The 13561-nt window shown below is 68.2% G+C and carries 16 protein-coding genes; 9 read left to right on the top strand and 7 right to left on the bottom strand.

Translation table 11 applies throughout. From position 1 onward, the window contains the following. Positions 1–159 precede the first annotated feature (159 nt). The 4 genes from JZ791_RS40925 to JZ791_RS40910 all read left to right on the top strand — a co-directional run bounded on the left by JZ791_RS40925 (position 160) and on the right by JZ791_RS40910 (position 4424). Positions 160–822, top strand: a complete 663-nt coding sequence (locus tag JZ791_RS40925; RefSeq protein ID WP_308163432.1) for a TetR/AcrR family transcriptional regulator — start codon at positions 160–162, stop codon at positions 820–822. A 155-nt stretch (positions 823–977) separates the two neighbouring features. Then, complete coding sequence (locus JZ791_RS40920) at positions 978–2393, top strand: ABC1 kinase family protein (RefSeq protein WP_216902823.1); 1416 nt, start codon at positions 978–980, stop codon at positions 2391–2393. Positions 2394–2419: 26 nt separating this feature from the next. Next, entirely contained in the window at positions 2420–3673 is a 1254-nt protein-coding gene (locus tag JZ791_RS40915) for a saccharopine dehydrogenase family protein (protein ID WP_216902821.1), read from the top strand. Between the two features lie 10 nt (positions 3674–3683). Next, positions 3684–4424, top strand: coding sequence for an ESX secretion-associated protein EspG (locus JZ791_RS40910; RefSeq protein ID WP_254207231.1), 741 nt, complete (start codon positions 3684–3686; stop codon positions 4422–4424). Positions 4425–4449: 25 nt separating this feature from the next. On the opposite strand, the gene purU is transcribed toward JZ791_RS40910, so the two are convergent. Both purU and JZ791_RS40900 read right to left on the bottom strand, forming a co-directional pair. Beyond that, positions 4450–5334, bottom strand: coding sequence for a formyltetrahydrofolate deformylase (gene purU / locus JZ791_RS40905; protein ID WP_216902819.1), 885 nt, complete (start codon positions 5332–5334; stop codon positions 4450–4452). A 52-nt stretch (positions 5335–5386) separates the two neighbouring features. Continuing rightward, positions 5387–5935 carry a GNAT family N-acetyltransferase gene (locus JZ791_RS40900; protein WP_216902817.1) on the bottom strand — a complete coding sequence of 183 codons (549 nt, stop codon included), beginning with the start codon at positions 5933–5935 and terminating at the stop codon, positions 5387–5389. A 97-nt stretch (positions 5936–6032) separates the two neighbouring features. Here JZ791_RS40900 and deoC point away from each other — a divergent pair, with 97 nt between their 5' ends. Beyond that, positions 6033–6713, top strand: coding sequence for a deoxyribose-phosphate aldolase (deoC, locus tag JZ791_RS40895; RefSeq protein WP_216902815.1), 681 nt, complete (start codon positions 6033–6035; stop codon positions 6711–6713). A 42-nt stretch (positions 6714–6755) separates the two neighbouring features. Here the strand turns inward: deoC and JZ791_RS40890 are convergent, their stop codons facing one another. Further along, positions 6756–7493 (bottom strand): LmeA family phospholipid-binding protein, encoded by a 738-nt coding sequence (locus JZ791_RS40890; RefSeq protein WP_216902813.1) that lies wholly within the window; start codon positions 7491–7493, stop codon positions 6756–6758. Positions 7494–7608: 115 nt separating this feature from the next. On the opposite strand from JZ791_RS40890, the gene JZ791_RS40885 reads away from it, so the two are divergent. Continuing rightward, positions 7609–8262, top strand: coding sequence for a type IV toxin-antitoxin system AbiEi family antitoxin domain-containing protein (locus JZ791_RS40885; protein ID WP_254207230.1), 654 nt, complete (start codon positions 7609–7611; stop codon positions 8260–8262). A 32-nt stretch (positions 8263–8294) separates the two neighbouring features. Here JZ791_RS40885 and JZ791_RS40880 read toward each other — a convergent pair whose 3' ends face one another. The 3 genes from JZ791_RS40880 to JZ791_RS40870 are packed head-to-tail and all read right to left on the bottom strand — an operon-like array spanning position 8295 to position 10115. Beyond that, positions 8295–9116, bottom strand: coding sequence for a class I SAM-dependent methyltransferase (locus JZ791_RS40880; RefSeq protein WP_308163431.1), 822 nt, complete (start codon positions 9114–9116; stop codon positions 8295–8297). Continuing rightward, complete coding sequence (locus JZ791_RS40875) at positions 9086–9604, bottom strand: DUF2505 domain-containing protein (RefSeq protein ID WP_216902811.1); 519 nt, start codon at positions 9602–9604, stop codon at positions 9086–9088. The genes JZ791_RS40880 and JZ791_RS40875 overlap by 31 nt, the downstream gene beginning before the upstream one ends. Positions 9605–9623: 19 nt before the next feature. After that, positions 9624–10115 carry a DUF2505 domain-containing protein gene (locus JZ791_RS40870; protein WP_216902809.1) on the bottom strand — a complete coding sequence of 164 codons (492 nt, stop codon included), beginning with the start codon at positions 10113–10115 and terminating at the stop codon, positions 9624–9626. A 41-nt stretch (positions 10116–10156) separates the two neighbouring features. Between JZ791_RS40870 and JZ791_RS40865 the strand changes: the two genes are divergently transcribed. Continuing rightward, entirely contained in the window at positions 10157–11248 is a 1092-nt protein-coding gene (locus tag JZ791_RS40865; protein ID WP_216902825.1) for a UDP-N-acetylmuramate dehydrogenase, read from the top strand. A gap of 87 nt (positions 11249–11335) precedes the next feature. Here the strand turns inward: JZ791_RS40865 and JZ791_RS40860 are convergent, their stop codons facing one another. Beyond that, the gene (locus JZ791_RS40860) at positions 11336–12070 is read right to left on the bottom strand and encodes an SDR family NAD(P)-dependent oxidoreductase (RefSeq protein WP_216902807.1); all 735 of its coding nucleotides are present in this window, start codon (positions 12068–12070) and stop codon (positions 11336–11338) included. Between the two features lie 176 nt (positions 12071–12246). Here JZ791_RS40860 and JZ791_RS40855 point away from each other — a divergent pair, with 176 nt between their 5' ends. Beyond that, the gene (locus JZ791_RS40855) at positions 12247–12606 is read left to right on the top strand and encodes a nuclear transport factor 2 family protein (protein ID WP_216902805.1); all 360 of its coding nucleotides are present in this window, start codon (positions 12247–12249) and stop codon (positions 12604–12606) included. Positions 12607–12640: 34 nt separating this feature from the next. After that, a complete protein-coding gene (locus tag JZ791_RS40850; RefSeq protein WP_216902803.1) occupies positions 12641–13420 on the top strand; it encodes a helix-turn-helix domain-containing protein in 780 nt (259 codons plus the stop codon). Positions 13421–13561: the final 141 nt, after the last annotated feature.

The raw sequence follows: 13561 nt of genomic DNA, 5'->3' as shown, positions 1-13561 counted from the left end.
GGCAGCGTCAGATGTTTATAAGAGACAGGAACATCGACATCGCGAAGGACCTAAGCTGGTGGGGGCCCGACCCGATACTCAGGCACCGTATCCAGGCACAGAGGAGTCATCCTGTCCACCGAAGCCGCACTCGAGTCCACCCCGCCGCGTGCCGGCCGCGTGGACGGCCGCAAGCGGCGCTGGCATCAGCACAAGATCGACCGGCGCGAAGAATTGGTCGACGGCACCCTGGCTGCGATTCGCAAGCGGGGCGGCGATGTCGGCATGGACGAGATCGCCGGCGAGATCGGTGTGTCGAAAACCGTTCTCTATCGCTATTTCTCCGATAAGAACGACCTGACTCGCGCCACCATGGAGCGATTCATCGAGACCACCCTGATGCCGCGCATCTACGAGGCCATCAGCGACGATCTCGACGAATACCAGCTGGTCCGCAATACTTTGGCCGCCTATGTGCACACCGTGGACGCCGATACCGACGTGTACCGGTTCATCATGGGATACGGCTCGTCCACCGACAAGTCCACCCTGGCCGACTTCGAGAAGCTGTTTGCCGACATCGTGGCCGCGGTGCTGCGCGACAAGGCCTTCAGCCGCGACCTCGAGACCGAGGGCATCGAGCTCTACGCCTACGTGCTCGTCGGTGGCGTCCAGCTGGCCACGGACTGGTGGATCAGCAACCGCGCCATGTCCGCCGACACGATGCTCGACCACATGACGATGATGGCCTGGAGCGCCATCGAGGGCATGGTGCGCGCGGGCGGATCGCCGAAGACGTTCAACTCCGCACCGCATCGCCTCCCCGAGCCCGGCCACCCCTGAGCCCGTCCACCGGCTCGCCATCCCAGAGCAAATGCCCGGCGGCCCAGAATCGTCGGCAACATCGGGTATAGGCCCGGACCGTCCCTGTTCGCTACGCTGAGTCCGGCGCGAACAGGAAGTGCCACCGTCGCGCATCGGCACCAACGGAGGTAGCTATGTCGAAGGAAGTGCCGACCTCACGGCTCGCCCGGGGTACCAAGCTCGGTGTCGCGGTGGCCGGAAATGTGTTGCGCGCCCAGAAGACTCGCCGTTCCATGCGTGGCCGTTCCGAGGAGGTCCGCAAACGCCTGGCCGAGGAGTCGACGATCCGCGCGACCGAGCAGATGGTCCTGGTGCTCGGCACCATGAAGGGCGTCGCGATGAAGCTCGGGCAGATCCTGTCGGTACTGGATCTGGACATCGTCCCGCCCGAACACCGTGAACGCTTCCAGCATCGCCTGGCGGTACTGCGCGACAGCGCGCCCAAGGTGTCCTTCGAGACCATGCGCGAGGTCGTCGAGGAGGATTTCGGCCGCCCCCTCGAGGAGTTGTTCGCCGAATTCGAATCCGAGCCCATCGCCGCGGCCTCCATCGGCCAGGTCTATCGGGCGCGGCTGCACGACGGGCGCACGGTGGCGGTGAAGGTCCAGTATCCGGGCATCGACGCGGCAGTGCGCTCGGATCTGAAGAACCTGGCCATGTTTCGCCGCATCCTGGCGACCGCGATGCCGTGGGTGACTCCGGCGGTGCTGGACGAGCTGCGGCTGCATCTGGAGAGCGAACTCGACTACGTCGCCGAGGCCGCGACGCAGCGTCAGATCGCCGAGCTGTACGCCGACCATCCGTTCATCGTGGTCCCGCCGAGCATGCCCGAGCTGTCCAGTCAGCACGTGCTGGTCAGCGAGTACTTTCCCGGCCGAGGCTTCGAGCAGATCCGTGAACTGCCCGAGGCAGAACGCAATCGGATCGGCGAGATCATCTATCGCTTCTACGTCGGCTCGCTGTACTCCTTCGGCGAATTCTGCGGTGACCCGCACCCGGGAAACATTCTGCTCGGCGAGGACGGGCGAGTGGCGTTCCTGGATTTCGGCCTCTACAACCGGATGCGGCCCGACGACGTGGAATTCGAGCTGGTCTGCATCCGCGCCGCGGCCGACGACCAGGCAGAAGAGCTGCGCCGGTTGATGATCGAGCGCGGCATCATCGACTCCCCCGACGAGGTGACCGCCGAGGAATGCCTCGAGTACTGCCTGTCCGCGATCGAATGGGCGCTGCTGGACGAGGATTTGACGATCACCCCCGAATTGGCCAGCGGCGCCGCGGTATTGGCGATCGACCCGCGCGCGACCGAATACGCCGGAATGAAACAGCAGTCGCTGCCGCCGGAGCATCTGTTCTCCCGGCGCGCCGATTTCATGACCTTCGGGGTGCTCGGGCAATTGCAGGCCACGAACAACTGGCACCTTATCGCGCGCGAATGGATCTACGGCGATGCCCCCGTCACGGACCTGGGCAAGGAACATCAGGCGTGGCTCGCCCGGCGGCCCGCACGCAAGAAGACCAGTACCGGAAAACGTCGCAGCAGAGCGTGACTGGCGTCACGGGATAGGTAAGGTCCATGGCAGACAGGGAATTCGATCTCGTGCTGTACGGCGCGACAGGTTTCGTCGGCGCGCTGACCGCGCGGTATCTGGCCGAGGCGGCCCCGCCCGGTGCGCGGATCGCGCTGGCGGGTCGCTCGCAGGACAAGCTGGACAAGGTCCGGACCGGTCTGGGGGCCGTCGCCCAGGAGTGGCCGCTGCTGGTCGTGGATGCGACCGATGAGCAGACGTTGAAGGGCATGGCCGCGCGGACCCGCGTCGTGGTCACCACCGTCGGCCCCTACCTGCGCTACGGCCTGCCGCTGGTGCGCGCATGCGCCGAGGCGGGCACCCACTACGCCGATCTCACCGGCGAACCGGTTTTCGTGCGCGACTGCATCGACCAATTCCAGAACGCGGCCTACGCGACCGGCGCCAAGATCGTGAATTCCTGTGGCTTCGACTCGATTCCGTCGGACCTGAGCGCGTACCGGCTGTACCGGCGCTCGGTCGAGGACAACACCGGTGAACTCACCGATACCACGCTGGTGGCCTGGATCAAGGGTGGCTTCAGCGGCGGCACGATCGACTCCGCGCGCGCGATGATGGAGACCGTCGCCGAAGATCCGGCCAAGGGATCCGTTCTGGCGCATCCATATTCGCTGAGCCCGGACAAGACGATGGACCCGGACGTCGGACGCCAGTCCGATCAGGCGCTGCAGCGCGCCTCATCGATCGATCCGAGCCTGGACGGCTGGGTCACCACCTTCATCATGGCCAACCACAACGCGAAGATCGTGCGCCGCAGCAATGGCCTGCTGGGCTGGGTGTACGGCAAGAATTTCCGCTATCGCGAGGTGATGGGCGTCGGATCGTCCACGGCCGCACCACTGCTCGCCGCCGGTATCGCGGGCGGCATCGTGGCCACGATGGCCGCCGGGGCGCTGGTGTCCCGGTTCGGCGCGGGCAGGAGGATCCTGGATCGGGTCCTGCCCAAGCCGGGCACCGGGCCGGACGAAAAGGCAAGGCGCACCGGCTGGTTCACGATGAAGACCTTCGCCCGGACCACCTCCGGAGCCCGATACGTCTGCACCTTCGCCGGTTCCGGCGATCCCGGCTATCAGGCGACCTCGGTCATGCTGGGCGAGGCGGGTCTGTGTCTGGCATTCGACGAACTACCGGACGTCGCGGGCATTCTCACCCCGGCCGCCGCGATGGGCGACGCCCTGACCGAGCGGTTGCGCCACGCCGGTATGACGATCGAGGTTGCGACACCACCGTTACTCGAGTGAGGGTCGCAGGTTGTTGAAATGGGTTCTGACCCCGGACGAGTTCGCGCACGTCTGGGCTACCGAAACCGGCCTGGACTATCGCCCGTACCCGATCAACGCGATGATCCCGGTCGTACCCGATCTGCCCGCCGCCGGAGCCGACCACGAGAGTTCCGGCGTGCGCCAGCACTACGTTCGCAACACCGATCCGGACCTGACCGCCGCGCTGCTGCTGTGCGCACGCCCGGACGCCACCGCACTCACCGTCGCGGGCGAGCGTGGCGCCACCGCCGAACGAATCATCGCCTTCGCGGCGGTCGCCCAGCAACATGCCGCGATCCTGGTGGCCCGGCGCGAGTCGGTGGTGGTGCTGATCTGTCACTCGCAAGCAGTCGGCCGCCAGCTCGTCCAGGTGATCGGTTCGGCCCCGGCCGGACGCAACGCCACGATGCGCGAGGCGACCGACGCCGTCCTGGATCCGGACCACATCCTGGGCCCGGACCTGTACGACGCCAGACTCCTGGACCCGGAACTACTCGACCCGGTGGTCCGATTCCAGCGCACCCTGCGCGCACCGGTGGACTCGCGCGGCATCGTCACCGTGACAACCGCCCCCAACGACTCGTCCTCACCGCCCACCCGCCACCGAACCTGGCTCGACGTCGCGGGCGACGGCCGCTACCTGCTCACCACCGCCGGCCAGCTGACCCTGACCCCGGTAGACGACGAGGCCTTCGCGACTCAGCTCCTACGCCTGTCCGGGTTACTCTGAGCAGCACCTCAGCGAGATGTAGTGCCTACGCGAACACCACCGTGCGCATGCCGTGCACGAGCACCCGGCCCTCGAGGTGCCAGCGCAGGCCTCGGGCGAGGACGACCCGTTCGATGTCGCGGCCCTGCCGGACCATGTCGCGGACCTCGTCGCCGTGGTCGATGCGGGTCACGTCCTGCTCGATGATGGGGCCCGCGTCCAGTTCGGCGGTCACGTAGTGGCAGGTGGCGCCGATCAGCTTCACGCCCCGGGCGAAGGCCTGATGGTAGGGCCGCGCCCCGACGAACGAGGGCAGGAAGCTGTGGTGGATGTTGATCGCCCGGCCCGCCCAGTGCTCGCACAGGTGCGCGGGCATCACCTGCATGAAGCGGGCCAGCACCACCGCGTGCGGATCGTGGGCGTCGACCAGTTCGCGCATCCGCTCGAACGCCGGACCGCGTTCGGCCGGATCCTTCGGGAACGGCACGTGGTGGAACGGGATCCCGTGCGCCTGGCTCATCGTGGCCAGGTCCGGATGGTTGCCGATGACCGCCTCGATGGTCGCGGGCAGTTCGCCGCCGGCGGCGCGGCCCAGCAGATCGTGCAGGCAGTGACCGTCCTTGCTGACCAGCAGCACCACACGCCGCCGCGCACCCGAATCCAGTAGCTGCCATTCGGTCTCGGGTCCCAATTCGGCGGCGACCTCGGCGAACCGCGCCCGCAACTCGTCCAGCCCGAACGGGACCGTGGCGGCCGTGATCGCCTGCCGGGTGAAGAACCATCCGGAGTCGACATCGGAGTGGTAACCGGCCTCCATGATCGACCCCCCGAAACCGGCGATGAACGAGGTGATCCGCGCGATGATGCCCGGCCGGTCCGGACATCCCAGGGTCAGTACGAATCGTTGGTCCTCGTTCACCGCAACACTCATGCCCGACATCATCCCAAGTGGTGACGATCGGCCGGCTGCCGGGTGAGCGAGATCAGAGGTCGTAGAACGGATCCGGGTAGTGGAATTCGCCGGTGATCCCGGGTTCGTAGGCCGTCAGCGTGCGGACCTGGAAATGGGAGACCCAGGCCGGCTCATCGGGCACGATGCCCAGGCGGGAGCCGGGCACGAAGCCGAAACGCGGGTAGTAGTCGAGGCTGCCGAGCAGTCCGACCAGCGGTTCGTCCAGCGCGTCGGCGGCGCCGAGGGCGGCGTGCATCAGGCTGGAGCCGACGCCGCCGCGCTGGACGCCGGGCAGTACGCCGATCGGTCCGAGTGCCAGGCCCGGGTAGGGGCCGACTGCGGCGCGGGTGAGACAGACGTGCCCGACCACGTGGTCGCGAACCTCGGCGACCAGCGACAGTGTCGGCATCCAGCCCGAATCGCTGCGCAACCGATGGACCAGGGCGACCTCGGGCGGATCGGCTTGGATGCCGGGCGCGTCGCCCTGGCCGCCGCCGTTCGCGTATTCGCGGGTGAAGGCGGCGCGGTGAACCAGGTCGATCGCTGGGATGTCGCCGGGCCGCTCACGACGGATCAGCACGGGGGCGCTCCTCTTGGTCGAATAGCCGTACCGGCACTACGAGTGTGCGGGACAACCGCGGACGGGCGCAATTACCGCTGTGCCAAACTTCATGTTCATGGCCTATTCCGCCCCGAAAATCGACAATCTCACCCGCGCGCGGGTGGCGGCGATGATCGACCACACCCTGCTCGACCCCGCCGCCACCCCGGACGACGTCACCGCCGCCATCGCCGAAGCGCGCGAGCTGGGCGCGTACGCGGTATGCCTGTCGCCCTCGATGCTGCCGGTCCGCGCGCCCGGACTGGTCGTGGCCACCGTCGCCGGATTTCCGTCCGGTAAGCATCACTCGCTGGTGAAGGGCAGTGAGGCGCGTTTGGCGGTGGCGCAGGGCGCGGCCGAGGTGGACATGGTCATCGATATCGGTGCGGCGCTGGCCGGGGACTACAACGCCGTGCTGTCCGACATCATCACCGTGCGCGAGGCGATGGGGACCGATCCGGTGCTCAAGGTGATCATCGAATCGGCCGCGCTGCCGGACGAGGCCGTCGTCGAGGTCTGCCTGGCGGCCGAGCGCGCCGGCGCCGACTTCGTCAAGACGTCCACCGGATTCCATCGCGCCGGCGGCGCGAGCGTGCACGCGGTCCGGCTCATGGCAGGCGCCGTGGGCGGGCGGTTGGGCATCAAGGCCAGCGGCGGCATCCGCACCGCCGAGGCCGCGCGGGACCTGATCGCCGCCGGGGCGACCAGGCTCGGGCTGTCCGGGTCACGCGCTGTACTGCAAGGGTTCTCGGAGTAGATCGCTTCGTCCCGGCCGGAAGCGCGGCGGGACGACGGCGGGTCAGCAGCTGACGTTGTTGGCGTTGGAATCGGACTGCAGGGTCGTGGCGCCGCCGGTGAGGCCGACGTCGATGCCGCTGTCGGTCACGGTGACCGAGGTGGGTTTCATATCGAGCGGATATGCCTGCAGGCTCTGGCTCATCGTCTTGACGATGCCGTCGACCAGATCGGTGGGCAGGCCGAAACCCAGCAGGTTGGCGTTGACGGTGTCGACCTGGATCTGGTTGCCCACGATGTGCGGACGCAGTTGCAGTCCGGCCAGGCCGCCGAGGGCCCGCACCTCCAGCGTGCCCGCGCTCGGGTTCGACTGCACGCCCGACACCAGGCCGTTGAGGGTCTGGGCGATACCGTCGTCGCTCCAGTTCGCGTTGGCGTCGGAACTGCCGACGGTGGCGTTCGATCCCTTGATGGTGATGTCGTGCAGCGTGGCGCGCACCTTCATGCCGATCGCCGGGCCGAACTGCGCGTCGTCGCTGTCGACGGTGACCGATCCGACCTTCTTGTCGAAGTAGGTCAGCAGCAGCGGCTTCGCCCCGAAATGCACGGAAACCTTGCTGCCCAGGCTCTTGTCCAGCTGGCCGGCGATGCACTGCGAGTAGTGCTTGCGTGCATACACTTCGGTGCCGACCGCGGTGGCGACCACCGCGAGGATGATGACGAGGCCGACGATCAGCGCTATCCGGCCGCGGCGGCGCGGTGAACCGGAGACGGATTCGGTCGCGGTGTCTGGCAGGGTCATGTTGCCGATTCTTCCCGAGCTTCCTGAGCTCGCTCTGTGGGAGGGCTGAAGGACTCATCGCAGAACGTCCCCGATTGTGACATACCGCACATGCTCCGGGCGTAGCCTGGATCGCATGTCCAGACACGCCGGCGCCCCGAACGATGGGCCCGGACGACGCGGTTCGCCCGAGGGGCGGCGGCTGCGCGACGACACCCCCGAACTGGCCTGGTCGGCGCTGCGCCGCCTGGCCGGGAAGCACGCCGGATACTTCACCACCCGTTCGGTAGTGCGTGCGGGCTGCGAGGACCTCATGCGTCCGGCGCTCGGGGACGGTTCGGTGATTCGCGTCGGGGTCGGCCTGATGCGCCTGAGCGACTGGCCGACGGGGCCGCTGGACGAGTTCGCGATGTGGTCGGCCTGGTTCGACGGTTCGGCCATGGTCTCCCATCACAGCGCGGCCGAACTGCACGGACTGGGCCGGTTGCGACCGCGATTCGTGCACATGTCGGTGCGCGGCGGGCGGCTGCCCAGCGAGCCGGGCCTGGTGCTGCTGCGCCGGACGTGGCGCCGCGGCGATGTGGAGTCGGCGGGTTCGTTCCTGATGACGACGCCGGTGCGCACCGTGCTCGACCTGGCCGAGACCGGCATCGGGCAGATCGCGCTGGACGAGGTGGTCGCCGACGCGGTCGCGATCCGCCGCTGTGTGGGTGACGAGATCCGCACGGCCGCAGAGTCTTTGCCCTCGCACGCCGCGCTGCGGGTGCGGCGCTCGCTGTCCCGGGCGTAGTTCTCGCACCGGAATGACGGAGGTATCGCGGGCTATCGCGCGCCGGAGACTTTCGGTGCGACCGCGTCCCACGGCACCGATAGCACGCAGTCGCGCAGGCGGCGACGGTAATGGCGTATCGGAAATCCGTCCTCCCGCAGCAACTTCGCCGCCTCGCGCCAGCGCACCCGCGGACCGTAGGGCGCGAGCGACGCGGCACGGGCCCAGGCGCGATCGGCCGCGGTGAGCAGTTCGTGGACGGGCTCGCCGGGAATGTTGCGATGGATCAACGCCTTCGGCAGCCGTTCGGCCACATCGGACGGCCGTTCGACGGTGAACGGGTCCCAGGCCAGGGTGAGCGAGCGCGGCCCGGACCGATCCAGCAGCACCCACGCGCAGCGGCGGCCGAGCTCATCGCAGGTGCCCTCGACCAGCAGCCCGCCAGGGGCGAGTCCGTCCAGGATCGTCGCCCACGCCTGGGGGACGGCCTGCTCCGGATACTGCCGCAGCACGTTGAACGCGCGCACCAGCACCGGCCGCAACCCCGCCAGCTCGAATCCGCCGCGCGCGAACACCACCCCGTCCCGGCCGGGCACGACGCGATCCGGATCGATCTCCAGCCCGACCACTCGCACATCGTGGCGCACCCGCCGCAGCCGCTGGGCCAGTTCGAGGGTCGTGACCGGGCTCGCGCCGTAGCCGAGGTCGACGACCAGCGGATCCGGGCTCTCCCGCAGCCGGGCGCGGACCAGGTCGTCGTGGACCAGCCAGCGATCGCTGCGGCGCAGTCGGTTGATCCCGGTGGTGCCGCGCGTGATCTCGCCGACCGGCTTGCCCGAACGGGTCAGGCGGTCGGGTTGTGCTCGTCCAGCCACTGCAGGGTGAACTCGGCCTCGGCGCGCAGCAGATCCACGAAATTGACCAGGATCATCTGCTCCAGGCGCGGACCGAGGAACGGGACGGACACCTTCGCCGACGTGGTGGTCCGCAACGTGGAGCCGGTCTCGGTGGGGAACAGGTGCAGCGTGCCCTCCAGCGCCCCGGTGGGCCCGGTGGGGATGCTGGCGGACATCGTGCCGGTGACCTCGGGCGCGTACGGCCCGTAGGCCTCGGTGCGGGTGATGACCATATCCTTGCGCATCACCGACTGGGCCAGATCGGGCAGCATGTGACGGGGCAGGACGTGTTCGATCGTGACCGCTATGCCGCCGTCACCGGCCTGGAGATCGATGACCTCGTTCGGCGAGTACTCGCGCATCTTCGCCATCCGCGCCTCCCAGTAGGCGTGGTCGCCGAGGGCCGCGTACACCTCCTTGGTGGTATGCAGCGGATAGCGGGCTGAGTAGGGGAGTCGGCGAGGCATGGGCGTAGGTTACTGGTCGTTATCGCTTCGCGATCCAGTTGTCCGTGAATTCCGCCTCCGCGGCGAGCAATTCCAGCAACTTTTCAGCCACCGCTTTTTCGATCTTCTTGCCGAAGACCGGGATCGTCACCTCGACCGTCCCGGAGACCACTCCCCGAGAGTGAGTTTCGTCACCGGACATCGTGACCGTGCCGCGAACCTGCGCGGGCGCGTCGACGACGTACGCCTCGAACGTGCCCGACGCCTCGGATTCGACGTAGGTCTCGGTGCGGGGGATGACCAGCCCGTTGGGCTTGATCGCGGTGATGGCGGCGGGCAGGTCCTCCGGCGGGATGGTCTGCGTCATCGCCACCCGCAGCGTGGTGCCGTCGTAGCTGTACGAATCCAGCTGCGCACCCGGGCCGCCGACCTCCGCGAGGCGGTCCTTCCAATACTGTTCGTCCGTGAAGGCCGCACGCACGGCGGTGGTCGAATGTGCGTAGTTCGCGGTGAACTCCAAGGGTGTCGCCATGGTCGAACAGGCTACCGTCTGTGGTCGTGGAGACTTCTCTGGTGGTGCCGTTGGACGACGTGCGCAAGCTGTTGGCGGCAACCGGTGCGCGGGTGCGCGATTCGGTGCCGCTGGCCGGGCTGACCACGCTGCGGGTCGGCGGTCCGGCCACGGTCGCCGAGTGCGGTGATACCGACGCGCTGGTCGCGACGGTGCGCGCGCTGGACGCGGCCGGCATTCCGCTGCTGTTGCTGGCGGGCGGCTCGAATCTGCTGGTCGCGGACGCCGGATTCGGTGGTGTCGTGGTACGCGTCGCCACCGGCGGGGTGGAGCTCGGCGAGGATCGGGTGGTCGCCGAGGCGGGCGCGAACTGGGATGCGGTGGTGGCCGCGACCGTCGCGGCCGGTTCGGGCGGGCTGGAATGCCTGTCCGGGATTCCCGGCTCGGCGGGTGCGACGCCGGTGCAGAATGTCGGCGCGTACGGCGTCGAGGTGGCGCGGGTCCTGCGCCGGGTGCGGTTGCTGGACCGTGCGAGCGGCGAGATCCATTGGGCCGCACCGGAGGAACTCGATTTCGGCTACCGCACCTCGATGCTGAAGCACAGCGATCGGGCCCTGGTCCTCGCGGTGGAATTCGCGCTGCGCACCGACGGGACGAGCGCGCCGCTGAACTATCGCGAACTCGCGCACGCTCTGGACGCGGCCGAGGGGCAGAGCCGCCCGGCCGCGCCGGTGCGCGAGGCGGTGCTGCGGCTGCGGGCGGGCAAGGGCATGGTGCTCGACATGGCCGATCACGACACCTGGAGCGCCGGTTCCTTCTTCACCAATCCGGTGGTGCCTGCGGCGCGAGTGGACGAGGTGCGCGCGGCTGTTTCCGCGTATATGGGTGATGTCACAATTCCCACCTATCCGGCGGCAGGCGGGGTGAAGTTCTCGGCGGGGTGGTTGATCGAGCGGGCCGGGTTCGGCAAAGGATTCCCCGGACCCGACGCACCCGCCCGGCTGTCCACGAAACATACGCTGGCGCTGACGAACCGAGGCGCGGCAACGGCTTCCGACCTACTGGATCTGGCTCGCACCGTGCGGGATGGCGTGGAAGAGCGGTTCGGGATCCGGCTCGAGCCCGAACCGGTGACGGTGGGTGTCACGCTGTAGTCGCCGGTGGGGGTGAGCCCGTTCCGCGGAACCGGAGCGGGCCGGATGGCGCGGAATGTAGCGTGAGGCCGGTTTCGCGGCCGCGTATCAGCTTCGGCGGGCGAAGCGGCCCGGACCTGCCTGGTCGCGGGGCTTCACGACGATGGTGTCGAGGTCGACGTGCGGCGGTCGGGTGGCGACGAAGCCGATGATCTCGGCGATGTCCTGCGCCACCAGGGGGTCGATGCCCTCGTAGACCTTGGCGGCGCGATCGGCGTCACCGTCGAAGCGAACCAGTGAGAACTCGGTTTCCACTGCGCCGGGGGCGATTTCGGTCAGCCGGACCGGCTGTCCGATCAGTTCGCCGCGCAGCGTGCGGTGCAGCACGCCCTGGGCGTGTTTGGCGGAGGTGTATCCGGCCCCGTTGTCGTAGATCTCGAACCCGGCGATCGAGGTGACGGTGACGATCAGCCCGTCACCCGAGGCGATCAGCTTCGGCAGCAGTCCCTTGGTCAGCCGCAGCGTGCCCAGCACGTTGGTCTCCCACATCCACCGCCAGTCGTCCAGGTCGGCCTCGGCCACCGATGCCAGGCCCTTGGCCCCGCCGGCATTGTTGACCAGCACATCGACCCGCTCGACCGCATCGCAGAACGCCCGGACGGACTCCTCGTCGGTCACGTCCAGCGCCAGCGCCGTGCCCCCGATCTCGGCCGCCAGCTTTTCGAGCCGTTCCACTCGTCGCGCACCCACGACAACGTGAAACCCCTGTTCGGCGAGCTCCCGCGCGGTAGCCTCGCCGATCCCCGAACTGGCTCCGGTCACGACTGCGATACGACTGGTCATGGCGGCAAGCTTAGGTGCCTACCCACGATGGACGTCATCGCGCCTGTTCGGGGGCTCGCCCACGCCGGACAATGGTCGGCCGCGTCATTACCTCCGGCGTAATCGCGCGGCGTCGTTTTTCCCGGCAAGGTTGTCCTCGTTCGGTTCAAACACTCTCGCTAGAAGGAGAATTCGAGATGAGCACTTACGACGACGCGGCCCACCGGTATTTCACGGCCTGGAATGCCAGTGGCGCGGAATTGGTCGACGCGGTCGCCAAGGCATGGACCGAGGATGGCGGCTACACCGATCCACTGACCGACGTCCGCGGGCATGAGCAGTTGGTCGCGGCCATTTCCGGGGTGCACGAGCAGTTTCCGGGATTCGTGTTCCGGCCGCTCGGATCCGTGGACGGTCACCACGACACCGCGCGATTCAGCTGGGAGCTCGTGGCGCCCGACGGCAGCGCGCCGGTGGCGGGTTCGGATGTCCTCGTACTGGACCAGGACGGCCGGATCGCCACCGTTCTCGGCTTCCTCGATCGCGTTCCGGCCTGATCGGATGACACTCGCCGCGCGGTACGGTCATGCGATGACCACCGCTTCGCCGAGAGTCGGCCCGTTGCTGCGCGAGTGGCGCAACCGCAGGCGGTTGAGCCAGCTCGATCTCGCGCTCGCGGCCGACTCCTCGGCCCGGCACATCAGTTTCATCGAGACCGGGCGCTCGCGACCGAGCCGGGAAATGGTGTTGCGCCTGGCCGACCATCTGGATGTTCCGGTGCGCGAGCGCAATACGCTGCTGATCGCGGCGGGGTACGCACCGCATTTTCCGGAGCATTCGCTGGAGGATCCGCAATTGCGCGAATTGCGTGGAAATTTGGAGCGCCTGGTCACCGCGCACGAGCCGTTCCCGGCATTGATCCTCGACGGCGGTTACGACATCGTCGCGGCCAATCGTGGTGTGAAACCGATGCTTTCGGGCGTCGCGCCGGAGCTGCTGGAAAAGCCCAACGCCATGCGCCTGACACTGCATCCGCGCGGCATGGCGCCCCGGATCCGCAACTACGCCCAGTGGCGCGGGCACCTGCTGCACCAGATGGACCGCCAGCTCGCCCTGACCCGCTCCGCCGCCCTGCGCGCGCTCTACGACGAGGTCGAGGGGTATCCGCCGCCGGAGAATTGCGGGGAGGAACTGGCCGAGGTCACCGCCGCGCCCGCGCTGCCGCTGCTGCTCGAATCCGGCGGGCGCACACTCGCTTTCATCTCCGTCATCGCCACCTTCAACACCCCGATGGATATCACCGTCTCCGAGCTGGCGCTGGAGACCTTCCTGCCCGCCGACGCCGCCACCGCCGCACTTCTCACCGGGTAGGCGTCATGGCCCCTTCGCCTCTCCCGGATCGGCCGTTAACCTCGGGGTATGGCGATTCGGGAAGTAGTAGGCGCGGAGGGGACCGCGATCGTGTACCGGGTGAGCGGGCCCGCGGACGGGCGGGCTCTGGTGCTGCTGCAC

The organism is Nocardia alni, from assembly GCF_019038435.1.
GTDB lineage: Bacteria > Actinomycetota > Actinomycetes > Mycobacteriales > Mycobacteriaceae > Nocardia > Nocardia alni.
Note: the sequence above shows the minus strand (reverse complement) of the source record. Positions and strands in the feature narration are given on the sequence as shown.

Bases quoted from the DNA above. Each gene is read 5' to 3' on its own strand.
- JZ791_RS40890 (WP_216902813.1), bottom strand. From the start codon at position 7,493: ATGACCCTGCCAGACACCGCGACCGAATCCGTCTCCGGTTCACCGCGC.
- JZ791_RS40920 (WP_216902823.1), top strand. From the start codon at position 978: ATGTCGAAGGAAGTGCCGACCTCACGGCTCGCCCGGGGTACCAAGCTC.
- purU (WP_216902819.1), bottom strand. From the start codon at position 5,334: ATGAGTGTTGCGGTGAACGAGGACCAACGATTCGTACTGACCCTGGGA.
- deoC (WP_216902815.1), top strand. From the start codon at position 6,033: ATGGCCTATTCCGCCCCGAAAATCGACAATCTCACCCGCGCGCGGGTG.
- JZ791_RS40870 (WP_216902809.1), bottom strand. From the start codon at position 10,115: ATGGCGACACCCTTGGAGTTCACCGCGAACTACGCACATTCGACCACC.
- JZ791_RS40850 (WP_216902803.1), top strand. From the start codon at position 12,641: ATGACCACCGCTTCGCCGAGAGTCGGCCCGTTGCTGCGCGAGTGGCGC.
- JZ791_RS40875 (WP_216902811.1), bottom strand. From the start codon at position 9,604: ATGCCTCGCCGACTCCCCTACTCAGCCCGCTATCCGCTGCATACCACC.
- JZ791_RS40915 (WP_216902821.1), top strand. From the start codon at position 2,420: ATGGCAGACAGGGAATTCGATCTCGTGCTGTACGGCGCGACAGGTTTC.
- JZ791_RS40860 (WP_216902807.1), bottom strand. From the start codon at position 12,070: ATGACCAGTCGTATCGCAGTCGTGACCGGAGCCAGTTCGGGGATCGGC.
- JZ791_RS40855 (WP_216902805.1), top strand. From the start codon at position 12,247: ATGAGCACTTACGACGACGCGGCCCACCGGTATTTCACGGCCTGGAAT.
- JZ791_RS40885 (WP_254207230.1), top strand. From the start codon at position 7,609: ATGTCCAGACACGCCGGCGCCCCGAACGATGGGCCCGGACGACGCGGT.